Origin of the sequence: Pseudomonas sp. OV546 (assembly GCF_900116845.1) — a bacterium.
GTDB lineage: Bacteria > Pseudomonadota > Gammaproteobacteria > Pseudomonadales > Pseudomonadaceae > Aquipseudomonas > Aquipseudomonas petroselini.
This window is the reverse complement of sequence record NZ_FPCE01000003.1, coordinates 494,507-519,230: the sequence shown is the minus strand read 5'-3', so window position 1 is coordinate 519,230 and position 24,724 is coordinate 494,507. Positions and strand designations below refer to the sequence as shown.

Annotated in this window: 18 protein-coding genes; 13 read left to right on the top strand and 5 right to left on the bottom strand. The window is 64.1% G+C overall.

Translation table 11 applies throughout. The features are described from left to right. Nucleotides 1–89: 89 nt before the first annotated feature. From tssC to tssA, 3 genes are read right to left on the bottom strand one after another with little or no spacing between them, the layout of a single operon-like run. Nucleotides 90–1,589, bottom strand: coding sequence for a type VI secretion system contractile sheath large subunit (gene tssC / locus BM403_RS10400; RefSeq protein ID WP_015886557.1), 1,500 nt, complete (start codon nt 1,587–1,589; stop codon nt 90–92). A 2-nt stretch (nt 1,590–1,591) separates the two neighbouring features. Continuing rightward, nucleotides 1,592–2,098 (bottom strand): type VI secretion system contractile sheath small subunit, encoded by a 507-nt coding sequence (gene tssB, locus BM403_RS10395; protein WP_010207547.1) that lies wholly within the window; start codon nt 2,096–2,098, stop codon nt 1,592–1,594. Between the two features lie 54 nt (nt 2,099–2,152). After that, the gene (gene tssA / locus BM403_RS10390; RefSeq protein WP_093542681.1) at nt 2,153–3,172 is read right to left on the bottom strand and encodes a type VI secretion system protein TssA; all 1,020 of its coding nucleotides are present in this window, start codon (nt 3,170–3,172) and stop codon (nt 2,153–2,155) included. Between the two features lie 392 nt (nt 3,173–3,564). On the opposite strand from tssA, the gene tagH reads away from it, so the two are divergent. From tagH to BM403_RS10325, 13 genes are all read left to right on the top strand, one after another. After that, a complete protein-coding gene (gene tagH, locus BM403_RS10385) occupies nt 3,565–4,902 on the top strand; it encodes a type VI secretion system-associated FHA domain protein TagH (protein ID WP_093542679.1) in 1,338 nt (445 codons plus the stop codon). Nucleotides 4,903–4,959: 57 nt separating this feature from the next. Then, nucleotides 4,960–5,469, top strand: a complete 510-nt coding sequence (tssJ, locus tag BM403_RS10380) for a type VI secretion system lipoprotein TssJ (protein WP_093542677.1) — start codon at nt 4,960–4,962, stop codon at nt 5,467–5,469. An 18-nt stretch (nt 5,470–5,487) separates the two neighbouring features. Then, nucleotides 5,488–6,822 (top strand): type VI secretion system baseplate subunit TssK, encoded by a 1,335-nt coding sequence (tssK, locus tag BM403_RS10375; RefSeq protein WP_093542675.1) that lies wholly within the window; start codon nt 5,488–5,490, stop codon nt 6,820–6,822. A gap of 6 nt (nt 6,823–6,828) precedes the next feature. Then, on the top strand, nt 6,829–8,118 hold the full coding sequence (locus tag BM403_RS10370; RefSeq protein WP_093542673.1) for a DotU family type VI secretion system protein: 1,290 nt from the start codon (nt 6,829–6,831) through the stop codon (nt 8,116–8,118). After that, nucleotides 8,115–11,615, top strand: coding sequence for a type VI secretion system membrane subunit TssM (gene tssM / locus BM403_RS10365; RefSeq protein ID WP_093542671.1), 3,501 nt, complete (start codon nt 8,115–8,117; stop codon nt 11,613–11,615). The genes BM403_RS10370 and tssM overlap by 4 nt, the downstream gene beginning before the upstream one ends. Continuing rightward, nucleotides 11,612–12,265, top strand: coding sequence for a type VI secretion system-associated protein TagF (gene tagF / locus BM403_RS10360; RefSeq protein ID WP_093542669.1), 654 nt, complete (start codon nt 11,612–11,614; stop codon nt 12,263–12,265). The genes tssM and tagF overlap by 4 nt, the downstream gene beginning before the upstream one ends. After that, on the top strand, nt 12,266–12,985 hold the full coding sequence (locus tag BM403_RS10355; RefSeq protein ID WP_046034844.1) for a PP2C family protein-serine/threonine phosphatase: 720 nt from the start codon (nt 12,266–12,268) through the stop codon (nt 12,983–12,985). It abuts the gene before it with no gap. Continuing rightward, nucleotides 12,982–15,957 (top strand): serine/threonine-protein kinase, encoded by a 2,976-nt coding sequence (locus BM403_RS10350; RefSeq protein ID WP_046034845.1) that lies wholly within the window; start codon nt 12,982–12,984, stop codon nt 15,955–15,957. The genes BM403_RS10355 and BM403_RS10350 overlap by 4 nt, the downstream gene beginning before the upstream one ends. Next, nucleotides 15,957–16,661 carry an ABC transporter ATP-binding protein gene (locus BM403_RS10345; RefSeq protein WP_093542667.1) on the top strand — a complete coding sequence of 235 codons (705 nt, stop codon included), beginning with the start codon at nt 15,957–15,959 and terminating at the stop codon, nt 16,659–16,661. The genes BM403_RS10350 and BM403_RS10345 overlap by 1 nt, the downstream gene beginning before the upstream one ends. Continuing rightward, complete coding sequence (locus BM403_RS10340) at nt 16,661–17,845, top strand: ABC transporter permease (protein ID WP_046034848.1); 1,185 nt, start codon at nt 16,661–16,663, stop codon at nt 17,843–17,845. The genes BM403_RS10345 and BM403_RS10340 overlap by 1 nt, the downstream gene beginning before the upstream one ends. Continuing rightward, nucleotides 17,838–19,547, top strand: coding sequence for an SUMF1/EgtB/PvdO family nonheme iron enzyme (locus BM403_RS10335; protein ID WP_093542665.1), 1,710 nt, complete (start codon nt 17,838–17,840; stop codon nt 19,545–19,547). The genes BM403_RS10340 and BM403_RS10335 overlap by 8 nt, the downstream gene beginning before the upstream one ends. A gap of 84 nt (nt 19,548–19,631) precedes the next feature. Next, nucleotides 19,632–20,558 carry a type VI secretion system-associated lipoprotein TagQ gene (gene tagQ / locus BM403_RS10330; protein ID WP_043206064.1) on the top strand — a complete coding sequence of 309 codons (927 nt, stop codon included), beginning with the start codon at nt 19,632–19,634 and terminating at the stop codon, nt 20,556–20,558. Nucleotides 20,559–20,682: 124 nt separating this feature from the next. Continuing rightward, complete coding sequence (locus tag BM403_RS10325) at nt 20,683–21,057, top strand: hypothetical protein (RefSeq protein ID WP_003195530.1); 375 nt, start codon at nt 20,683–20,685, stop codon at nt 21,055–21,057. Between the two features lie 108 nt (nt 21,058–21,165). Here the strand turns inward: BM403_RS10325 and BM403_RS10320 are convergent, their stop codons facing one another. Together BM403_RS10320 and recG are read right to left on the bottom strand one after the other, a co-directional pair. Beyond that, complete coding sequence (locus BM403_RS10320) at nt 21,166–22,566, bottom strand: aminoacyl-tRNA deacylase and HDOD domain-containing protein (protein WP_015886542.1); 1,401 nt, start codon at nt 22,564–22,566, stop codon at nt 21,166–21,168. A 77-nt stretch (nt 22,567–22,643) separates the two neighbouring features. Continuing rightward, complete coding sequence (gene recG, locus BM403_RS10315) at nt 22,644–24,719, bottom strand: ATP-dependent DNA helicase RecG (RefSeq protein ID WP_046034850.1); 2,076 nt, start codon at nt 24,717–24,719, stop codon at nt 22,644–22,646. Nucleotides 24,720–24,724: the final 5 nt, after the last annotated feature.

Below are 24,724 nucleotides of genomic sequence, written 5' to 3'. Positions count from 1 at the left end.
CTTGCCCCCGATGCAGGCGACGCGGACTTTCAGTCAGACCGAGTAGATGCCTTCGGGGGCAAGCCCCCTCCCACAGAAGAGCCAGTTGGTTATGCACTCTTGGCTGAAGGCAGCTTCGATACCAAACGCAGCGACACGGTCAGCCCTTCGAGCTGGTAGTGCGGGCGCAGGTAGAACTTGGAGTTGTAGTACCCCGGGTTGCCTTCGACTTCTTCCACGATCACTTCGGCAGCCGCCAATGGGTGCTGGGCCTTGGTGGTTTCGGTGGAGTGCGCCGGGTCACCGTCCACGTAGTTGAGGATCCAGTCCTGCAACCAGCGCTGCATCTCGTCCTTCTCTTTGAAGGAACCGATCTTGTCGCGCACGATGCACTTCAAGTAGTGGGCGAAACGGCAGGTGGCGAACAGGTACGGCAGGCGCGCGGCCAGGTTGGCGTTGGCGGTGGCGTCCGGGTCATCGTATTCGGCCGGTTTCTGCAGCGACTGCGCGCCAATGAACGCGGCGAAGTCGGTGTTTTTCTTGTGCAGCAGAGGCATGAAACCGTTCTTCGCCAGTTCCGCTTCACGGCGGTCGCTGATGGCGATTTCGGTCGGGCACTTCATGTCCACGCCACCGTCATCGGTAGGGAACGTGTGCGCCGGCAGGTTTTCCACTTCGCCGCCGGACTCGATACCACGGATGCGCGAGCACCAGCCGTAGTGCTTGAACGAACGGTTGATGTTCACGGCCATCGCGTACGCGGCGTTGGCCCAGGTGTACTTGGAGCTGTCGGCACCGTCGGTGTTTTCTTCGAAGGCGAAGGCTTCCACCGGGTCAGTCTTGGCGCCGTACGGCAGGCGCGCCAGGAAGCGCGGCATGGTCAGGCCGATGTAGCGCGAGTCTTCCGATTCACGCAGCGAGCGCCAGCCTGCGTATTCCGGGGTGGTGAAGATCTTGGTCAAGTCGCGCGGGTTCGACAGCTCCTGCCACGAGCCCATGCCCATCACGGTCGGCGAGGCCGCAGCGATGAACGGGGAGTGCATGGCGGCGCAGACTTTCGACAGCTCGCCCAGCAGCTCCACGTCGGGTGGCGACTGGTCGAAGTAGTAGTCGCCCACCAGGCAGCCGTACGGCTCGCCGCCGAACTGGCCGTATTCTTCTTCGTACATCTTCTTGAAGATCGGGCTCTGGTCCCACGCGGTGCCCTTGAATTTCTTCAGGGTCTTGTGCAGGTCCGGCTTGGAGATGTTGAGCACGCGGATCTTCAGCTGCTCATCGCTTTCGGTGTTGTTGACCAAGTAGTGCAGGCCACGCCAGGCGCTTTCCAGCTGCTGGAAATCCGGGTGGTGGATGATCTGGTTGACCTGGGCGGTCAGCTTGGCGTCGATGGCGGCAATGATCGATTCGATCGACTTGATCGCGTCATTGGACACCAGGTCGGTTTGCGCCAGGGCCTGTTCGGCCAAGGTGCGCACGGCGGTTTCCACGGCTTCGCGGGCACGCTCGGTCTTGGGCTTGAATTCTTGCAGCAGCAGGTTCGCGAACTCGCTGGCTTCTTCGGTCTGGGTGCCCAGGATCTGGGTGCCTTCGCGGGCGGTATTGTCAGTCATGATTACTGGTCCCCTGCAGGCTTGGGCGCGCTGGCAAGTGCCTGGAGCAGTGCCGGGTCCTTGATCGCCTTCATGATGATTTCTTCAGCGCCCGTCTTGCCGTCCATGTAGGTCAGCAGGTTGGCCAGCTGGGTGCGGGCTTCGAGCAGTTGGTTCAGCGAATCGACCTTGCGGGCCACGGCGGCCGGGCTGAAGTCGTCCATGCTTTCGAAGGTGATGTCCAGGCTCAGGTTGCCTTCGCCGGTCAGTTCGTTCGGTACGTGGAACGCCACGCGCGGCTGCATGGCCTTGAGGCGCGAGTCGAAGTTATCGACGTCCACTTCAAGGAACTTGCGGTCGGCCACCGGCGCCAACGGCTCGGCAGGCTTGCCGGCGAGGTCGGCCATCACACCCATCACGAAGGGCAGCTGGACCTTTTTCTCGGCGCCGTAGAGCTCGACGTCGTACTCGATCTGCACTCGAGGCGCGCGGTTGCGCGCGATGAATTTCTGAGAACTTTGCTTCGCCACGTTGCTGCTCCTGGTCGCTTGAGCGACGGTGTTGTTACTGCACAGTCGGGCGGCTTACTCGCCGTCCGGGCCACGCAGGTTTTCAAATTGGGACATGCCGTCGGGAATCAGATTGCGCACGATGGCCGCAAAGTCGGCGTGCACCAGATTCTTCGCCCGGTTCAACAGCACCGGCAGCGGGCTCGAAGGCTCGTGCCGGGTGTAGTACGCAAGGATCTTGTCGAGGCTGCGCAGCACATCGTCGCGGCTGTCGATATCGCCAACGGGGCGCGGTGCCGCGGGGGCGGCGGCGAAGTCGACCGAGGGGGCATTGTCGTCACTGACGGCCTCGGGTTCGCTGCTGCCGGCGGTGCCTGGCACCGCTTGATTGAGTATCTGCAACGCCTGCTTGAGCGGTTGCTTCAAGGCACTCAGGTCCACGCCCTGGGCGGAACCGACCTGGTCGTTGACGTGTTGTTCGATGGCTTCGCACGCCGCACGCGCCGCAATCAGGGCGTCACGGGTGGCTTGCAGTTGCTCGGGGTCGCTGTCGAGGAACGCGGCGGTGAGTTGCTGGGCGCCGAGTTGTTCATCGGGGAAGCTCAACAGGCCGCTGGCGTTGAGCGCCGCGCGCAGGGTCACGGGGCCGAAGGTGCGTGAGCGGGTGAGGATGCTTTCGCGCAGCAAGCGAATGTTGGTGTCGCAGGTCAGGCCGGTGAGGGCGTTGATGCGTACGGTGGGGTCGTTATCGTCGTCGGCGTCCAGGCGTGGATGCAGGTCGGCCCAGTAATCGCGCAGCAGGGCGTCGATCAGCGTCAGCGCTTCGGCCAGGCCGGTCACGCCTTGGAGGGCGAGGGCGCTTTGCAGCAGGAAATGGGTGATGCGCAGGTCTTTGCTGCGCGCCAGCAGATCGAGGCTTTGCTGCTGGATGCTGCGCCATTCCGGCGGCTCGGCGGGCAGGATGGCGTCGCCCATGCTGCGCTCGGGTTGGCCCTTGGCATCACGCTCCAATTGCAAAAATTGCGCGTCATATTCCATGTCTTCGCCACATGGCGAAGTCGCGGAAACGGCGGTGAGCAGCAACGGCACATCCACTGAAATCGATCTCCCTATCAGCCCGTTAGATGGCGGGCAATTCATGCATTAGTTGCGCGAGGAACTTTGCATGTTTTCTTGGTCATATATGCAAGATGCCACTAATGTGCCATCACTGGTATTCAAGAAGTTGTGCATTTTTGGTGTAGTAGTTAGGCCTTGTCAAGGTAAGCTATTCGCCCTCTGTGACAGATGTGCGGTGCTTAACAACCTGCGCGACTGGTGGGTCGAACGACGCACCGGGACAGGATTTTTGTCATAGAGCCCAGTTAAGATCAGCGATCATGCTGGAAAAGCAGGTTGTAGAGGGTCGATTGCACGACCTGATGGGGATTCTCGGGAACCGTTGTCCTGGGAGTCGACCGCGCGCGAAGTATCAGCAAGGAGGCAAGATGTCGCTGTGTTTGACTATCACTAGTTATCACAAGATTACCCCTGGGCAGTGCTCGGAAAAGTCCATGAATCAGGGCGCGATGGCTATCGGCCGCAGCTCGGATAATGACTGGGTATTGCCTGATCCTGAGCGGTTGGTGTCTTCGCAACACTGCGTTATTCAATACAAAGATGGCCGTTATTATTTAACCGATAACAGCACTAACGGTGTGGAGTTGGTGAACGCCGGTATTCGTATGCGCCGGGGTAATAGCGAGCCACTGCAAGACGGCGAGCTGATCCGTATCGGCGATTACGAGATCCAGGCGCGTATCGACTTCAACGTGCAGGCCGTTGATAGCCAGGCCTTTGCCGGCGATTCACCGAACAGCTTTGAAGCGCTGATGGGCGCCGTGGTGAACAAGCCCACGCCAGTCCCCACGCCAGCGATTGCACCGCAGTTCCAGGGCGCTTCGTCGATGGACACGCTGCCGGACCTGTTTGATTTCCTCAGCCCCACCGCCGTACCGCCACCGACCGTGCCGGACCACGTGCCTTCCGAGCAGCACGACTTTCGCCCACCGGCACCGGTCGTCGTTCCCGCGGCCGAGCCGCCCGCGGTGTCGGGCTCGGTGATTCCCGAAGACTGGGACCTGTTTGGCGATACGCCTGCGCCTGTTGCCAGCGCTGCGCCGCCGCCGCCACCTCCACCGCCGATCATCCAGCCGCCTCCCGTGGTCGAGCCCGTGCTCCCCGTGGCAGACAGCCAACAACCCGACCTGCTGCAAGCCTTCCTGCATGGCGCGGGCCTGGACCAACTGCGCCTGGACAAAGCCCAGGCCGAGGCACAGATGGAAAGCATCGGCCGCAGCTACCGCCTGATGGTCGAAGGCCTGATCGACGTGTTGCGTGCCCGCGCCAGCCTCAAGGGCGAGTTCCGCATGCAGCAGACGATGATCCAGCCGGCGGAAAACAATCCGTTGAAATTCGCCCCGAACGCCGACGAAGCGTTACTGCTCTTGCTTCGTCACGGCAACCAGGCGTTTATGGCGCCGGATCTCGCCGTGCGCGACAGTTTCAACGACCTGCGTGCCCACCAGTTGGCGGTGATGGCCGGTGTGGAAGCGGCGATCAAGCACTTGCTCAGTCGCTTTGAACCGGCCCAGCTGGAGGAGCGCATGGGTAAGCCCGGCGGGCTGTCGAGCATTTTCAATGGCTCGCGCCAGGCCCAGTACTGGCAGCAGTTCACCGAGCTCTACAGCAATATTTCCCGCGAGGCCCAGGAAGACTTCCAGGACCTGTTCGGCCGCGAATTCAGCCGAGCCTACGAAGAGCACAGCGCACGACAGCGTCGGTAACACCGCGCCGCGACACATGGATCAACGGATAGCTAAGTACGTCATTGAGGACGCAGGATGATTCCCAGGTTTTTACTCGCAATTGCCACACTGCTTTTGCTGACGGCGTGTGCCAAAGACGCCGCCAAACCCGAAACCGCCGGCGAGGCCGAAGCGGATACGGCCGCCGTCGAGCTGCACTTCCACGCGATCAGCGGGCTTAACCCCGGCGCCAACGGCCAGGCCGCGCCGGTGCGGGTGCGCATCTTCGAACTGAAAAACGCCGCCACCTTCGCCCGCTCCGATTACTTCGCCCTGGCTGACCGGGCGCAATCGACCCTGGGCCTGGACCTGCTGGACCAGGACGAAGTGATGGTGCAACCCGGCGAGCAACTGAGCATCCAGCGCGACCTCGACCCGTCCACGCGCCAGATCGGGCTCTTGGTGGGCTATCGCGAGTTGGACCGTGCGCAATGGCGCACGGTGATCAACGTGCCCGCGCGCCAATACACCGAATACCAGATCAGCCTCGATGTACGCGCCGTGCGCGCCGACGTCGTGGTCACCCCATCCAGCCCTGCTCAATAAGAAGCAATCGGAGCCCCCATGTCCTGGAACAATCGCGTGGTCTGGTCGGAAGGCATGTTCATCGGAACGCAGCACTTCCAGCAGCATGACCGTTACCTGGAAAACCTGATCGACGCCCGCAGCCGCCCGTTGTCCGCCGGCGCCTGGGGGGTTTCCGAGCTGCTGATCGACCAGGGCCTGCTGGCCCAGGGCAAGCTGGCGATCGTGTCGGCGCGCGGCCTGCTGCCGGACGGTACGCCGTTCAACATCCCCCAGGACGACCTGGCACCGAGCCCGTTGAATATTGACGACAACCTGCGCGACGGCCTGGTTTACCTGGCGCTGCCGCTCAAGCGTGCCGGCGCCCGCGATACCGTGGATGAAGGCGAAGCCCTGGAAGCGGCGCGTTACGTTAGCCAGGTCCGCGAAGTGCGCGACGACAACGCCCCGTTCGAAAATCGCGCCCCGGTGGCCGTGGGCTCACGGGCCCTACGTCTGCTGACTGCCCAGGATGGCATCAGCGATTACGCCGCTGTGGGCTTGGTGCGCATCAAGGAAAAGCGCGCCGACCGTGCGCTGGTGCTCGACGACACTTACATTCCGCCGGTGCTGGACGTCGCCGCGAGCAAGCCGCTGACGGCGTTTCGCAGTGAACTGCTCGGCTTGCTGCACCAGCGCGGCGAGGCTTTGGCTGGCCGCGTAGTTGCCTCGGGCGCCGGTGGCGCGTCGGAGATTGCCGACTTCATGCTGCTGCAACTGGTCAACCGTGCCCAACCGCTGATCCAGCATTTGAGCCAGTTGAGCCCGCTGCACCCGGAGCGCTTCTTCAGTGAGTTGGTCAGCCTGGCCGGCGAGTTCTCGACCTTCTCCACCTCGGGCCGTCGCCCGCAGGAATACCCGCAGTACCAGCACGACGACTTGGCCCTGAGCTTTGCCCCGGTGATGGCGGCGCTGCGTGAAGCGCTGTCGATGCTGATCGACAGCAAGGCCACGCCGATCCCGATTGTCGAGAAAGCCTACGGCGTGCACGTGGCGATGCTGGCCGACAAGACCCTGCTCGACAACGCCAGCTTCATCCTCGTGGTGCGGGCCGACGTGCCCGGTGAAACCCTGCGTGCGCGCTTCGGCCAGCAGAGCAAAGTCGGCTCGGTGGAGCACATCCGCGACCTGGTCAACCTGCAACTGCCGGGCATCAGCCTGTTGCCTCTGCCGGTGGCGCCACGCCAACTGCCGTACCACGCCGGCTCGACCTATTACGAGCTGGATCGCGGCAGCGAGGCCTGGCAACAGTTGGGCAACTCCGGCGGTTTTGCCTTCCATATCGCCGGGCAGTTCCCGGGCTTGAACCTGGCCTTCTGGGCGATCCGAGGATAATCCGCGATGCATCCCAATGATGATGACCGCACCCAGTTCATGCCGCGTCCGGGTGGCCGGGCGCCGGAACCGGTGCGTGCCGAACCTTCGCCGCTGGCCATGCCGGCCGCGCCGATGCTCACCGGCAAGAGCCAGGGCCTCAACCCGCTGGAAAGCGCCGCCGGCCCCTTGCTGGCGCTGCTGACGCGCCTGCGCAACACCATCGCCCACCCGGCACCGGCCAGCCTGCGCGCGCAGTTGTTGGCTTACCTGCGCCAGTTCGAAGAGCGCGCCGAAGCGGCCGGCATCGCCCGCAACGAAGTGCTGCTGGCCCGTTACGCGCTGTGCACCGCGCTGGATGAAGCGGTATTGAGCACGCCTTGGGGCAGCACCAGTGATTGGGGCAAGCAGAGCCTGCTGATCACCGTGCACAACGAAGCCTGGGGTGGCGAAAAAGTCTTCCAGTTGCTCGACCACTGCCTGCAAAGCCCACGGGAGCGCCTGTACCTGCTGGAGCTGTTGTACCTGTGCATGTGCCTGGGTTTCGAAGGCCGCTACCGCGTGATGAACGACGGTCGCAGCCACTTGGAAGCCCTGCGCGAGCGCACCGCTGCGGCCATTCGCAGTGCGCGGGGTGAACACGAGCGTGAGCTGTCGCCGCACTGGCGCGGCGTGACCGTGGCCCGTGATCGCCTGGCGCAATTCATGCCGCCGTGGATCGCCGTGGCCATCGGCGTCGCGCTCCTGCTGGCGTTGCTGTTTGGTTTGCGTTTGAAGCTGGCGTCGGATGCCGAGCCGGTGTTCAAGAATATCCATGCCCTGGGTGAGATCCCGGTGCAGGCCATCGACCGTCCGGTGGCGCAGCCTAAAGTCATCGAGCGCCCACGTCTGGCCGGCTTCCTGGTGGAAGACATCAAGGCGGGGCGCGTTGCCGTGGAAGATGCGGTCGACCGTTCGGTGGTCACCATCCGTGGCGATGAGCTGTTTGCGTCCGCCAGCTCCAGCATCGTCGATGACTACCAGCCGCTGATGCTGCGCATCGCCGACGCCATCCGCAAGGTCAAGGGCCAGGTGCGGGTGACCGGGCACAGTGACAACCGCCCGATTGCCACGCTGCGTTTCCCGTCCAACTGGGCGCTGTCCGAAGCGCGGGCCAAGTCGGTGCTGGACATCCTCGCGGCCAAGACCGGCCAGCCAGACCGCTTCAGCGCCGAGGGCCGCAGCGACACCGAGCCGGTGGCGACCAACGCCACCGCCGAAGGCCGTGCCCGCAATCGTCGGGTTGAAATCACCGTATTGGCGGAGGGCGTCGAGTGAAGGCGTTTTTCAGTTTCATGATTCGCTGGGTGATCCCCGTGCTGGGCCTGATCGCCCTGAGCCTGATCATCTGGTTTGTCGGGCCGTTGCTCGATGTGCTGGTGCCGGAAGGGCGCCGTTGGGCGCTGATCATCCTGGTGTTTGCGGTATGGATTGCCTATCGCGTGTTCCGCATCATCCAGGCCCGCCGCCAGGCCGCCGAAGTGATGCGCAGCCTGGCCGCGCAAACCCCGGCCGACCCCAACAGCACCGCCACCGCCGAAGAACTCACCACCCTGCGCCAGCGCATGGACGAGGCCCTGGCGCTGCTGAAAAAGGCCAAGCTGGGTGGCGATGAACGCCGCAACCTCTACGAGCTGCCGTGGTACGTGATCATCGGCCCGCCGGGCTCGGGCAAGACCACGGCGCTGGTCAACTCCGGGCTGCATTTTCCGCTGGCTGCGCAGCTGGGTGCCGGTGCCGTGCGCGGCGTCGGCGGTACGCGCAACTGCGACTGGTGGTTCACCGATCAAGCCGTATTGCTCGACACCGCCGGCCGCTACACCACTCAGGACAGCAACTCCACGGTGGATAAAGCCGCGTGGCTGGGCTTCCTCGACCTGCTGAAAAAGCAGCGCTCGCGCCGCCCGATCGATGGCGCCTTTATCGCCATCAGCCTGTCGGACCTGTTGCTGGGCACCGACGCCGAACGCGCCGCCCATGCCGCCGCCATCCGCTTGCGTATTCAGGAGCTGTACACCCAACTGGGCGTGCGCTTCCCGATCTACCTGATGCTGACCAAGCTCGACCTGGTGCCGGGCTTCATGGAGTTCTTCGACAACCTCAGCAAGGAAGAGCGCGCCCAGGTGTGGGGCATGACCTTTGCCCTGGACGACGGCAAAAACACCGACAGCCCGCTGGCGCATCTGCAAAGCGAGTTCGCCGGCCTGGAGCAGCGCCTCAACGAACGCCTGGTGGAGCGCCTGCAACAGGAACGCGACCCCGCGCGGCGCGACCTGATCTATGGCTTCCCGCAGCAGTTCGGTGCGTTGAAGGATTGCCTGCAAAGCTTCCTCGAAGGCGTGTTCAAACCCAATGCCTTTGAAGAGCGCGTGTTGCTGCGCGGCGTGTACTTCACCAGCGGTACCCAGGAAGGCAGCCCGATTGACCGTCTGATCGGTGCGATGGCCCAGAGTATGAACCTGGACCGCCAGCACCTGGCGCGCCAGAGTGGCACCGGGCGCAGTTATTTCATCGAAAAACTCTTCACTGCGGTGGCGTTTGCCGAGCGTGGCCTGGTCGGGGTGAACCCGAAGGTCGAGCGTCGGCGCAAATGGATTGCGCGCGGCGTGCTGGCCGCCACCGTGACGCTGGTCGTGGTGGTCAGCGGCCTGTGGTGGGTGAGTTACCGCGCCAACCAGGCGTATATCGCCCAGGTCGACCAAAAGGTCGCGCCACTGGGCCAGACCGTGCAGAACCTGAGCCCGGCGCAGCGCGACGTCCTCGCCGTGCTGCCGTTGCTCAACGCCGTTAAGAACCTGGCGGGCGACTCGCCCAACTGGTCCGAAGGCCTCGGGCTGTACCAGGGCGACATGCTTGAAGCCGAGTCCGCCAGTGTTTACCGCAAGCTGTTGATCGCGGTGTTCGCGCCACGCCTGGTGACGCGCATCGAAGAACAACTGCACGGTGGCGGCAATTCCGACTTCCTCTACGAAGGCCTCAAGGCCTACCTGATGCTCGCTGACACCGAGCATTACGACCCGGACTTCATCAAGGCCTGGATCGCCCTCGACTGGGACCGCAACCTGCCCCGCGATCTGCCGGCGGACCAACGGCAGGCCCTGGCCGGGCATTTGCAGGCGCTGTTCGAACGCCATCCGCCGAGCGCACGCCTCGACCCACGTTTGATCGATGACCTGCGTCGCCAGTTGCAACAACTGCCGGTGGCCCAGCGCGTCTACGACCGGGTCAAGCGCCAGAAACTGCCCGAAGGCATCCCGGACTTTCGCATCAACGAAGCCGCTGGTCGTGACGCAGCGCTGGTGTTCAGCCGCAAAAGCGGCAAGCCGCTGGGCGAGCCGTTGAGTGGTTTCTTCACCGCCAAAGGCTATCGCCAGGCGTTCCTGCTGAGCAGCCTGAACCAGACCGGCACCCTCGCCGAAGAGCAGTGGGTGTTGGGCCACGAACAGGCCGACCAACAGAACGTGGTGAGCTTGGCCGCCGACGTGCGCCGCCTGTATTTCCAGGATTACCAGCGCCAGTGGGATGCCTTGCTCGCGGACATCGACTTCGTGCCGATCACCAGCGTGGCCCAGGCGGCCGACGTGCTGCGGGTGATTTCCGGCCCGACCTCGCCGCTGAAAAAACTGCTGGTGGCCGTGGCCAAGGAAACCGATCTGCAAGCCGAAGAACGGCAGCTGGCCGCCAAAGGTGTGCCGGTGGAAGGGGGCGTCGACAAGCTCAAGGAGCGCCTGGGCAGCCTGCTCGGCCAGGAGCAACCGACCGCCAATACGCCCGTCGCGGCGGATGATCCGGTGACCGCGCACTTCGCCGAACTCAACAGCATCGTCAGCAAGAACGAAGGCGAGCCGGCGGCCATCGATGGCCTGCTCACCGACATGAATGCACTGTATGTGCAGGTCAGCGCCATGGTAGGTGCCAGCGGCGATGCGTTGCTCGGCGAGGCAAAGAACCAGGCGGCGGCTGCGGCCACACGGGTCAGCCTGAATGCCGAGCGCCAGCCGCCGTTGGTGCAGGGCATGGTCAAGTCGGTGGTCAACTCCACCACCAACAGCATGATGGGCGGCGTGCGTAACCAGTTGAACGCGGCCTGGGTCAGTGAAGTGGTCAACGTGTATCGCCAGTCGCTGGCCGGGCGTTACCCGATGTCGCCGGGCAGTGCGCGGGATGCCACCCTGGATGACTTCGGCCAGTTCTTCGGGGTGGGCGGGGTGATGGACAACTACTTCCGCAAGTACCTGCAGCCCTACGTGGACACCTCCGCGCAGACTTGGCGCTGGCAGCCGGGCGCCGCACAGAAACTCGGGATTGCACCGGGTGTGCTGCAAACCTTCCAGCGTGCGGCGACGATCCGCGATGCGTTCTTCCGCGCCGGGGGGACCCAGCCGATAGTGCGGTTCGAACTCAAGCCGGTGTCGATGGACCCGACTATCACGCAGTTTTTGCTTGACCTCGACGGCCAGCAATTGAGCTACGACCATGGCCCCAGCCGCCCGGTGGCGATGCAATGGCCGAACCCTGGCAGCATTGGCGTGGTGCGCATTTCGATCATGCCGCCATCGGCCAGTGGCCGTTCGGGCGTGACCCTGGACGGGCCGTGGGCCTGGTTCCGCTTGCTCGAGCAATCGGACCTCACCGCCGGTAATTCGCCGGACCGTTTCAACCTGCGCCTGCGCGTCGACGGTGCGAGCATCGCCTACGAGCTGCGCGCCAACAGTGCCTTCAACCCGTTCAAGAGCCGCGTGCTCAGCGGCTTCAGCCTGCCGGAGCGGCTATGACGGCGCTGGGTTTCTACGGCAAGTTGGCCAGCCGCGGTGATTTTGTCAGCCGCGCCTTGCCCCAGAGTTTTATCGGCCCGTGGGACAGCTGGCTGGCGGCGGGTTTGCTTGCCAGCCAAAACAGCCTCGGCGCTGATTGGCTCAACACGTACCTGGTCAGCCCGCTGTGGCGCTTTGTGCTGGCGCCCGGCGTGTGTGGGCCGGACGCGGCGGCGGGCGTGGTGATGCCGAGCATCGATCGGGTCGGCCGCTACTTTCCGCTGGCGGTGGTGGCGTTGCTCGATCACGCCACCAACCCAGCCTCGCTGGTGGGCGGGCCGGACAGCTGGTTCGAGCAGGCCGAAGCGCTGTTGCTCAGCACCTTGGATACTGGTGCCACCTTCGAAGGCTTCAATGACGGTCTCGATAGCCTGGGTTTCCCGGCGAGCGAGCTACGCGCGCAGGACAGCCGTTTCGCCGGTCTGCAACGGGTGGCCGCCACTGAACCGCACCAGCGCATGACCGCGCTCGCCGAACTGGCCTGCGACGGCGCGAGCCTGTGGTGGGGCCGGGGCTCGCAGGCGATTTCCCCAGGTTTGTTGCGGTGTCAGGGCCTGCCTGCCGCCAGCGATTTTGCGCAGTTTTTGCTCGGACAAGAAGGTGTGGTGTAGATGGGGTCGACGTACAAATCCGCGAGCAAAAGCCATGTGGGCATGGTCCGCCAGGTCAACGAAGACGCCTGCCTGGACCTGCCGGAAAATCGTCTGTGGGTGGTGGCCGACGGCATGGGCGGGCATGCGGCGGGGGACTATGTGAGCAGCCTGATCGTCGACAGCCTGCGCAGCGTGCCGGTGGGGCGCTCGCTGGATGAATACACGGCGGCGCTGCGCAACGACCTGATCCGCATCAACGCAGCCGTGCGCGAAGAAACCGCCCATCGTGGCGTGACCATGATGGGCAGTACCGTGGTGCTGTTGGCCGCCCGAGGCCTGCGCGGCGTGTGCCTGTGGGCCGGCGACAGTCGCTTGTACCGCTTGCGCGACGGTGTGCTCGAAGGCATCTCACGCGACCACAGCTACGTCCAGGACCTGCAAGACAGCGGCCTGCTCAGCGAAGCCGACGCCCGCGTCCACCCACGCGCCAATATCGTCACCCGCGCCATTGGCGTGGAGGCTCACTTGGACCTGGCGGTGGTCGACCTGCTGATCGCCCCCGGTGACAGCTACCTGCTGTGCAGCGACGGCTTGAACAAGACCGTCGAAGACCATGAGATCCGCGAAGTGCTCAGCCATGACGCGCCGGATGAAATCGTGCGCAGCCTGGTGCACCTGGGGCTCAACCGGGGCGCGCCGGACAACATCACCGCCATCGTCGTGAAGGTATCGCCATGAACATCGTCATCCCCGGCTACGACATCGAAGGCGAGATCGGCGAAGGCGCGATGGCCAGCGTGTACCTGGCGACCCAGCGCTCGCTGGAGCGCAAGGTGGCGTTGAAGGTGATGGCGGCGGCGCTGGCGGCCGACCCGAGCTTCTGCGAACGCTTCCTGCGCGAGGGTAAGACCCTGGCGCGCTTGTCGCACCCGCACACGGTGACCATCCATGACATCGGCAACGTCGGTGAGCTGTATTACATGGCCATGGAATACCTGCCCAACGGTACGCTCAAGGAGCGCATCGCCGCTGGGTTGACGCCGGAGCAGGGCGTGACGCTGATTCGCCAGATCGCCTCGGCGCTGGGCTATGCGCATGCCCAAGGTCTGGTGCACCGCGATGTGAAACCGGCGAACATTCTGTTTCGCGCTGATGGCACGGCGGTACTGTCCGACTTTGGTATCGCCAAGTCGCTGGACGACCGCACCCAGTTCACCCAGGCCGGGTTTGCCGTGGGCACGCCGAGCTACATGAGCCCGGAACAGGCGCGGGGCCAGGAGATCGATGGCCGTGCCGACCTGTACGCGTTGGGTGTGGTGCTGTATGAAATCCTCGTCGGCAAGCTGCCGTATAGCGGCACCGACGCGCTGTCCACGGCATTGGCGCACCTGACCGAGCCATTGCCGGAACTGCCGGTGCACCACGGTCGCTACCAGGAGGTGCTGCGCAAGCTGTTGGCCAAGGACCCGGCGGAACGGTTCCCGGATGCAGCGGCGTTGTTGCAGGCCCTGGATAACCTGCCGGCGGAGTCGCCGGAGGCCACCTTGGTGCGGCCGCTGCCCATCCCGCTGAGCTTCGACCTGGCGGGCATGACCCCGGTCACTATCGATATTCCGACCGATAAACCACAGCCGCAACCTGTCGCGCGCCAGCCGGTGGTGACACCGACGCAACACAACGCCGTGTCCGAGCAGCGCCGTGGGCCGGTGATGGCGCTGGCGGCGGTTGCGGTGGCGGTGGCCTTGGCCATCGGTGGTGCCAGTTACTGGTGGTTGAGCGGTAGCGATAAGCCCGTCGCCAAGCCGCCGGCTGCGGTGGTGCCGACGGTGGCGCCGCCTGTTCCCGACGTCGACGGCGGCCAGCGTCCGTTATTGATGGCAGGTAAGAAGACACTGTTCCAGCGCGTCCTGAGTAAGCCGGGCGCCAAGCTTTCCTCTGACGCAGGCAGCGCGCCGGGCAAAGCCCTGCCGGCGTTTTCCGTGCTCTATGTCTACCAACGCAAGGACGTTGACGGCAGCCCGTGGGTACGCGTCGGTGCCGCCACCGATGGGCGCAGCGACGGTTGGTTGCCGGCGTCACACGTCAGCGACTGGAAACAGAGCCTGGTGCTCAAGTTCACCGAACGTTCGGGCCGGGCGCCCGTGATGTTCCTGCGCCAATCCGGCGAAGTAGAGAAGTTGTTGGCCGACCCGGCCGCCGCCAAAGGCGTGCTGGCCAAGGCGCAGAAAAACAGCGAAGACAACAGCCAGATACTGGCCCTGGAACCGACGGCCAGCGCGGTGCCGCAGAACCAGTTCTACCTGTTGCCGATCTTCGATTCCAAAGAGAGCTTTGACGAAAACGGCCAGCCGGTGCAGTTGCTCAATGTGGCCTCCATCGACCCCGGCAGCAGCGCGGCCGTCAAGCCCTCGACGCCGGTGATCAAGGCCAACGCCGACGCCTTCCGGACCGCCGTGGTGCTGGTGGTCGACACCACCGTGTCGATGCAGCCCTACATCGACCAGATTCGCGACGTGGTGCACGAACTGCAAACCCGCATCGCCGAGCGTGGCGAGTTGGACAGTGTCAGTTTCGGCATGGTGGGCTTTCGCAGCAGTATCAAGAAAACCCCAGGCCTGGAGTACGTGGCTAAGACCCTGATCAGCCTCGACCAGGGCCGCGACCCGCAACGCTTCCTCGACATGGCGCGCCAGGTCAAGGCATCCACGGTGTCCAGCCATTCGTTCAACGAAGACGCGTTCGCCGGGGTGATGCAGGCGGTGGATGGCATGGATTGGTCCGGCTACGGCGGGCGCATTATCCTGCTGGTCACCGACGCAGGCGCGCTGCGCAAGAACGACCCGTTTGCCGCCACCCAGATGAACGAAGCCGAAGTGCGCCAGGCGGCGCTGGGCAAGCAGATCAAGATCTACGCCCTGCACCTGCGCACCGACGCCGGCAAGAAAACCCATGCCGGTGCCGAGAGCCAGTACCGCATCCTTACCGCCGACGCCAACCCGCAGATCGGCGACCTCTACACGCCGGTGCCGGGTGGCGACGTGCGTAAATTGGGCGAGCGTGTGGACGAAATCGGCACGGTGTTCGCCAACCTTGTTCATCAGGTACGCAGCAATACGCCGCAGCCAGTGCCGTTGTTGAGTTCCGCGCCAACCTTGGCGGATAAATCCGCAGCCGTCGGCTACGCCATGCACATGGATTTCCTCGGTCGCAAAGCCGCGAGCCAGGCGCCGCAACTGGTCAGCGCCTGGACCGCCGACCGCGACCTGACCAACCCGGCACTGCCGGCGTTCCAGGTGTGCGTGATGCTGACCAAATTGCAGCTCAACGACCTGCAACAGTCGTTGAAACTGATCGTCGACGCGGCGCGCAAGACCCAGACTTCGCCCAAGGACTTCTTCCAGGAAATCGCCAGCGCCTCGGCCTACATGAGCCGCGACCCGCAGGCCCTGCGCAAGGGCGGCAACCTGGCCGACGGCGGCATTCTTGGTGAATACCTGGAAGGCCTGCCGTACCGCAGCAAGTCGCTGAACATGACTCAGGACCTGTGGTTGTCGTTGAGCGTGGCCGAGCAGGAAGACTTTATCGACGAGCTGGATTCGAAGATCCGCCTCTATGAAACCTTCCACAATGACGTGGCCAACTGGGTCCGTTTCGGCGATGCCGAGCCGGGCGATGCGTTGTACCGCGTGCCGTTGTCGACGTTGCCGTGATGCTGAACCTGAGCGCGGTGCACAAGAGCCGGGGCGTCGGTAGCCAGCGCTATCGCTTGGTGATCCCGGCGTTGACGCTGCGCGTGGGTGAGCAATTGGCGATTGTCGGGCCCAGCGGTTGCGGCAAAAGCACGTTGCTGGACCTGCTGGCGCTGGTCTTGGCGCCGGACCAGGTCGGGCAGTTCGATTTCCATCAGCACGACATCGCCGGGTTGTGGCGCGGCGAGCAGCAGTCCACGTTGGCCGCGCTGCGTAGCCAGCATCTGGGGTATGTGCTGCAGACCGGTGGCCTGCTGGGGTTTCTCGACGTGCGCGACAACATCGCCTTGTCCCGGCAACTGCTGGGATTGAAGGACGACGGCAGCGTGTTGCGCCTGGCCGAGCAACTGGAAATCAGTGACCAGTTGGCCAAGAAACCGGCCGCGTTGTCGGTGGGGCAGCGCCAGCGCGTCAGCTGCGCCCGCGCCCTGGCCCATGCGCCGCAGCTGGTGCTGGCGGATGAACCCACCGCGTCCCTTGACCCGCTGAACGCCGAGCGCGTGATGCAGGCGCTGCTGGCCCAGGCTCGTGAGCACCGCGCCGCGTGTGTGATCGCCACCCATGACGAACCATTGGCCCGCGCCAGTGGCTTGCAGGTGCGGCGCATCAGTTGCCGTCGCGACACCGACGGCGGCGTCACCGCGACCCTCGGGGAGGCGTGCTGATGCGCATCGGCTTGGTCGCGTCGCTCGCCTGGCAGGATTACCGCAACGACGCGTGGCTGTCGGCCTGTTCGGTGCTGGCATTGGTCGCTGTGATCGCCCCGTTGCTGGTGTTATTCGGCCTGAAATTTGGACTGGTTAGCAGTTTGACCGAACGTTTGGAGACTGACCCCGCCACCCGTGAAATTATTCCGCTGGGCGGTGGTCGATTCAGCAGCGCCTTTATCGAGCAGCTCGGCCAGCGCAGCGATGTAGCGTTTGCCGTACCGCGCACGCGGCAGATTGCGGCAACAGCGCAGGTGGGCTCGTTGAGCTTGGAGATGCTGCCGACGGCGTCGGGCGATCCGTTGTTGAACGGCTTGCCGTTGCCTCGGGGCCTGGACCAGATCGTGCTGAGTCACACCGCCGCCGAGAAGCTGGCGGCGCGGCCCGGGGATTGGCTGGAAACCAGTTTTGCCCGGCAAGTGGCGGGGCGCGTGGAAGCCCAGCGCACGCGCTTGCAGGTGCTGGCGGTACTGCCGCTGGAGGCCTTCGCCCGTGACGGGTTGTTTGCCGATTTGAAATTGCTGGAAGCAGCAGAAGATTACCGTGATGGTCGTGCAGTACCGGCGCTGGGCTGGGTCGGGGAGGCGGTTGGTGTGACCGAGCAGCGTGTGTACCCGGCGTTCCGCCTGTACGCCCGTCACCTCGTCGATGTGGAACCGCTGCGGGTGTTTTTCGCCGGTCAGAACCTGTTGGTGTCGACCCAGGCCCAGACCATCGCCCAGGTGCAGTCGTTGAGCCGCAACCTGTCGATCGTGTTTTGGATGATTGGCGGTTTGGCGGTGGCGGGTGCGTTTGCGGCGATCTTTGCCGGGGCCCTCGCGGCTGTGGCGCGCAAGCGTCGGGAATTGTCGGTGTTGCGCCTGTTGGGGTTCTCGACGGGTGGGCTGTTGCTGTTTGTGGTGGTGCAGGCGCTGTACAGCGCAGGTTTTGCTGCCGTGCTCAGTGCCGGCCTGTATGGCGTGGCCGAGGCGGCGTTGAATCAGTTATTTGTGCAGGTGCCGGGCGAATACGCCAGCCATCTGTTGGCGCGTCATTACGGCCTGGCCCTGGTTGCAGTCATGGGCGTCAGCGCCGTGGCGGCGGCCTGTGGCGGTTGGCGAGTGGCGCGGATCCAGGCTTCTGAAGGAATCAGAGATGTATAAGTTACTGGGCGCCTGCGTGGCGCTGACCCTGGCCTCGATGGCCTGGGCCGATGAGGCGAGTGACAAGCTCGACAACCCCAAACCGTTGGAAGGCGACGTCAGCCTGCCGCTGCCGTGCGAAGGCAACATGGTGTTCCGCTACGCCTACGTGTTGGCCCAGGGCACCCTGGATGACCGCGAGATCAGCCTCGGCTACCCCTTTTCCGAAGGCGAGGCGGGCTATCAGCAGTCGTTTATTTCCGGCTACCGCCGTGACTTCATCAACGGCCAGTTCACCCTCAAGGACTTGCCCAAAGACTGGAACAAAGTCATCGCGCCGCTGATGCCGAAGACCGACGCCAAGACCCCGCTCAAACCGATGCTGTACTTCATCGGCAAGTACGAAGTGACCGCCCGCCAGTACGCCCAAGTGATGTCGCAGGCACAGTCGCTGGCCAGCGGCGAACCGGCACCGGCGTGCGATGCGCCGACCGGCATGGCCGGGCGCTTGCCCAAGGTCAAGCTGTCGCGCTTTGAAGCCGAGCGCTTTTCGGCGGTGTACAGCGCCTGGTTGATGAAATACCACCGTGAGTTGCTGCCGGTCAGCGGTCGTGGCTCGTCGGCGGATGACGGCGGCTTGGGCTTTGTGCGCCTGCCCACCGAAGTGGAGTGGGAATTCGCCGCGCGCGGTGGCCATGCGGTCAGCCGCCAGGACCTGGAAGGGCGCCTGTTCCCCCGCCGCGTCGAAGGCAGTGACAGTGACGGCCCGCTCGGCGATTACGCCGTGTTCAACCAAGTGGCCGGCGGCACTGGCCAGGCTGCGCGCCTGATGCCCATCGGCACCAAATTGCCCAACCCGATCGGCCTGTTCGATGTGATCGGCAACGCGGCCGAAATGGTCCAGGAGTCCTTCCAATTGGTCCACGCGGGGCGCCGTCAGGGCACCTACGGCGGCTTTGTGGTCAAGGGCGGCAACTACCTGGAAGGCGAGGGCACGCTGTTCACCGGCATGCGCCGCGAGTACCCGCTGTTTGCCGCCGACGGCACCGAGCAAAGCAACGAGACCACGGGTTTCCGCGTGGCGATTGGTGCGCTGTCGGCACCGCGTTCGCGCTACAAGGAGCTGTTCGCGCAGTGGCAGAAAGAGGGCCGCCTGGCCTCGCTGACCGACGCCATCGACGACGCCCAGGACCCGACCAAGCGCCTGGACAGCATCATCGCCGCCAGTGTCGATCCCAAGCTGCAAGCTGAGCTGGGGCTGGTCAACGAAGAGCTCAAGCGCAATGTCTCGCTGATCGCCCAGCAACGTGAAGAAGCGGCGGGCAACCTGATTCAGTCGGCCGCGCTGGTGGCCGAGACCATCGCCAACTACAACATTCGCCTGGCCAACCTGCAGAAGAGTCGCCAGCAGGCCCTGGACAACAAGGACGAGGCCAGCGCGCAGCTGTTCGACATGGCCATCGCCAATGGTCGCAGTGCGCTTGATGGCGCGGTGGCGATTTATATCGACAACCTGGCCACCGGCACGCGTTACACCGATGCGGTGATCCAGGCGCAGTTTCAACGGATCAAGGAAGAGTTGGATCGCAAGCCTGTGCTCGGCAAGAGCCTGGTGACGCGCGCAACACTGTTCGTTCGCCATGTCGGCAACTACCGCAAGCAACAGCGGGCCGACCCGGCGACGATCTTGAAGGAATTGCTCGCAGCGAGCGGTCAGCGATGATCGCTGGCTGTATGGCGAGCTTGGAAGGGACTCAGGCGGCGGTGAGCCGTGCTGGGCAAGTCAAACTTAAACGAGAACACACTTATGCTTTTTTCCCGTAAGGCGGTTTCCAAGCGTCACTTGCTGCTGATCGCAGCCGGTTTCAGCACTGTGCTGACCGGTTGCGCCACGTCGCCGGCCTCCAAGGTCACGTCGAGCACCAAGGTCGAGTACTACCCGAACTGCTACGAGCCGGTGCAGCACCTGCGCGCGACTGATTCGGACATGACCAAGTCGGTCGTGACCGGTGCGGCCATCGGCGCTGCCGGCGGTGCACTGCTGGGCGCCCTCACAGGCGACAAGGAAAAACGTGGCCGTAACGCCGCCATCGGTGCTGCAGGCGGCGCGTTGGCCGGCGGCGCGGCGGGTTACTACACCGAACGTCAGAAGCAGATCGCCGATGACAACCAGCGTATTGCCTCGTATGCGGCTGACGTGAACAAAAGCGCCTCTGACATCGACCGCAGCACTGCGTACGCCAAGGCGTCCCAGCAGTGCTACCAGAGCGCGTTCACCAAGTTGGTGGCTGATCGCAAAGCCAAGACCGTCAACGACACCGAAGGCCGCAAGCGCCTGGCGGAAATCGTCTCGGGCCTGAAGGAATCCAATGACCTGATCGTTGCGGTCAACGGTAAAGCCGCCGAAGACCTGAACAACTACACCCAGGCCTACGAGAAAGACCTGCAACAGGTTGGCGTACAGCGTACCGACGTGGTCACCGTGGCCAAGGCCGATGTAACACCCGCTGTGACATCGGGCAAGAAGAAAGGCACAGGCACCAAACCGCCTAAAAAGCCGGTTCTTCCAACCGTACCAACAGAAGCGGTGAGCACCGAGAAGACCTTCCAGACCGCCCAGACCAAGCAAGATGAAAGCAAGAAGGTCGCCAGCGCCGGTAAAGCTCAGCTCGAAGGCAGCTGCCGCGATCCGAACCTGGCCGACTGGGCGCCGGTACCTTGCCCAAACGTTTAAGTAAAATGCTGCTATAAGCGTCAAACGCCAGCCGATCTTCCGCTAAAGCGCTAGATCGGTGGCGTTCTTTTTGCAAATCGTTAAACTGCTGCGGCCACTCAATAATTACACCGAGGCCGTGTGCATGAAATTTCGTCTTCTCCTGTGGGTGCTGGGCCTGATGATGGGCAAAGCCAGCCGCACCAATCCCGCCTTCCAGCAGCAACTGGGTGACAAAGACCTGGCCTTCCAGCTGCAGACCCTCGACGGCAAGGTTGCCCGTCACTTCATCGTCAAAGACCAGCGCATCACCAGTCGCTCGGGTGTTCACCCGGCGCCGGCGTTTGCTATCGCGTTCAAGGACGCCGCCTACGGCTTCGCCACGATGCAGGCGAAGAACAAGCAACTGGCGTTCATGACGGGGATTCAGGACAAGTCGATCCAGATCAAGGGCAACCCGGCGCTGGTGATCTGGTTCCAGGGGTTGACCAAGTATTTGAAGCCGAAGAAAAAGAAGTAGACCGAGGTGGATTCATCGGGGGCAAGCCCCCTCCCACACTTGACTGTGCTCGCAGATCAACCTGTGGGAGGGGGCTTGCCCCCGACAGTGGTCTAACACACTACCGATTCAGCCCTGGCTGAACTGGGACGCCAACTCGCGCAACAGCACTTCAGCATCCAGCACTTTGCCCACCACTTCCTCAGCCTTGTCACGGCTCAAGCCCAGGCGCTCAAGCAGCGCGTCCGGAATCGCCTCGTCCGGCCCGGAGCCAATCCCCCGGCTGCGCAACAAGCGCACCGCCAAGCACACCAGGTTCGGATACTCAGCATATTGCCCGTCGTAGGTCGGGTCGTGCTGGAAGCGCAGGGCGGTGGACAATTCGTCCGGCATGTCCCAGTAGCGCATCAACCAGGCACCGATCTGCTCGCGGCTGATGCCCAGCAAGTGTTGCTCGACATAGCTGTGGCACAGGTGCGGGTTGACCTCCAGGTGGCGGCAGATCAGCGAGAAGTGCGGCGGGAACACGTGGGCCAGCAGCAGGTAACCGAAGTTGTGCAGCAGACCGGCCAGGTAGGTCAGGCCGGCTTCCGGGCGCTGGGCGCGGGGCATGGCGCGGGTCAGGCCTTCGATCACGGCGGCGGTGTAGATGGACTGGTGCCAGTATGGCGTGGCCTGGTGTGGGTGGTCCTTGGGCAGGCTCAGGGTTTTGCCCAGGGCCAGGCCCAGCGCCAGGTTGATCACTAGGTCAAAGCCCAGCACGCGCACGATGGCATCTTCCACCGAGCGGATCTTGCCCGGCGACGCGTAGTAGGGCGACGCGGCCCAGCTCACCACTTGCGCGGCCAGGGACGGGTCGGTCTCGACCACGCCGGTGATGTCATCGATGGTGGCATTGGGGTCGACGCGCAACTTGATGATCTTCTGCGCGGTGTCGGCCAGCGGTGGAATCTCGATGGTCGCTTCCAGGCGTTGCTGGATGCGGCGCGCGGTGAACGCTTGCATCGCCTGGGTGATTTCCTCGCGGTCGTCGTTTGGGCGGTCGAGGTTCGGGCGAATGTTGCTCAGCGGCTCGCCGAATTGAGCGGCGCTGGCCTTGGTCAGCATGGTCTTGAAGTCGTCGCTGGCGATTTCCAGCAGCAGCCCGGCTTCGCCCGAATGCACCAGCAGGTTCGGCTCATTGAGCAGGCTGCCTTCGTAAAGGCACGGTGAGCTGGTGAGGGGCGGCAGGCCTGGCAGCAGGCTCAGGTCATGTTTGCCCAGCATGCGCGCGACGCGCTCCGGCGACACGGCAATGAGGCGGCGACCGGTCAGTTCGGTGAGGCGGTTGAGGTCGAGCAACTGGTTCTGCGGGAACAGCACCATCAGTGCGCCCACCGCATCTTCCAGCAACACGGCCTGGACCTTTCGCGCAGGATTCAGGCCCGGTAGATCCGCGACTTCCGTATAGGGGATGGCGAGTTTTGCGAGCAGAGCCCGAATGACCGGCGGGGCGGTCAGTGGGGCTGTGGCGAGGGCAACTTCTGACATGGCCTGATCCAATTTCTTACAGTCATTGGAGTATAACCAGCTTGCTACCTATGTTGGTCGGTTAAGTGAGTCAGGCGTCACACTTGGCCGTATTGCTGCCCATGGCGCAACCAGCGATTCAGCAACGGGCTGACATGCTCCGGCCAACGTTCGAGCAAGGCTTGCGCGGCATCGCGTACGGCGGGCAGTAAATCGGCGTCGCGCATCAGGTCGGCGACCTTGAATTGCAGCAGGCCGGTCTGGCGGGTGCCGAGCATTTCGCCGGGCCCACGCAGTTCGAGGTCCTTCTCGGCGATGACAAAACCGTCGTTGGTTTCGCGCATGATGCCCAGGCGCTGACGACCGATCTGCGACAGTGGCGGGTGGTAGAGCAGCACACAATGGCTGGCCGCGCTGCCCCGGCCGACACGTCCGCGCAACTGGTGCAACTGCGCCAGGCCGAGGCGCTCGGGATTTTCGATGATCATCAGGCTGGCGTTGGGCACGTCCACGCCTACTTCGATCACCGTGGTGGCCACCAGCAGTTGCAGATTGCCGGCCTTGAACTCGGCCATTACCGCGGCCTTTTCCGCAGGCTTCATGCGCCCGTGGATCAGCCCGACCTTAAGCTCGCCGAGGGCGCTGGTCAGGTCTTCGTAGGTGGTTTCGGCGGCCTGGCAGGTCAGCTCTTCGGACTCTTCGATCAGCGTACAGACCCAGTAGGCCTGGCGACCTTCGGCACAGGCGCCGCGCACGCGCTCGATCACTTCGACACGCCGGGTGTCGGTGACCAGTACGGTGTTGACGGGCGTACGGCCAGGCGGCAGTTCGTCGAGGATCGAGGTGTCGAGGTCGGCGTAGGCGCTCATGGCCAGCGTGCGCGGGATCGGTGTGGCGGTCATGATCAACTGGTGCGGGTTCATGCGCCCGCCCACGCCTTTCTGGCGCAGGGCCAGGCGCTGCTGCACGCCGAAACGGTGCTGTTCGTCGATGATCACCAGGGCCAGGTTCTTGAACTGCACCTCGTCCTGGAACAGCGCGTGGGTGCCCACCACCATCGGTGCGCCGCCGGCGATCTGTTCGAGTGCGGATGCGCGGTTCTTGCCTTTGAGCTTGCCGGCCAACCAGGCGACTTCCAGGCCCAGCGGCTCGAGCCAACGCTTGAAGGTGATGAAGTGTTGCTCGGCCAGGATCTCGGTCGGCGCCATCAGCGCCACCTGGTAACCGGCTTCCAGCGCTTGCAGCGCGGCGAGGGCGGCGACCACGGTTTTGCCCGCGCCGACGTCGCCCTGGATCAGGCGCAGCATCGGTTCTTTCTGGCTGAGGTCATAAGCGATCTCGTTACCCACGCGCTGCTGGGCGCCGGTCGGGGCAAAACCGAGGTTGGCCAGGTACTGCGCGGGCAGACGCGTGGCCTTGGGCATCGCTGGCGCGCGCAGGGAGCGCATGCTTTCGCGCAGGCGTTGCTGGGACAGTTGATGGGTCAGCAGCTCTTCGAAGGCCAGGCGGTGCTGCGCCCAGTGATGACCGAGGGCCAGTTCGTCGACATCGGCGTCGGCGGGCGGGTGATGCAGGTAGCGAATCGCATCGTCCAGCGGCGCCAATTGATAGTCGCGAGCCAGTTCCTCAGGCAGCCAGTCGGGCAGGCTTTTCGGGCCGAGCATCGTCAGCGTCTGCGTGCACAGCTGGCGCAGGCGTTGCTGGGTCAGGCCTTCGGTGAGCGGGTAGATCGGGGTGAGCGTGGTGTCGACCGGCGGCGGTTCATCCCCGGTGATGGCGCGGTATTCCGGGTGATAGATCTCCAGGCCTGACGCACCGGGCCGCGCTTCGCCGTAGCAGCGCACGCGGGTGCCGCGCTTGAGGCCTTCCTTCTGCGCGTTGCTGAAATGGTAGAAGCGCAGGCTGAGGCCGCCGGTACCGTCCTGAAGCCGCACGACCAAGCTGCGGCGTTTGCCCATGACCACGTCGGCACCGCTGACGGTGCCTTCGACCACCGCATCCTGCCCAGGGCGTAACTGGCCGATGGGCACTACGCGGGTGCGGTCCTGATAGCGCAAGGGCAGGTGGAACAGCACGTCCTGGAGGTTCTCCAGGCCGACCTTGGCCAGCTTCTCGGCCATGGCTTCACCGACACCCTTGAGTGCCGTCACCGACACCTGCGACAGCTCAGTCATACCCT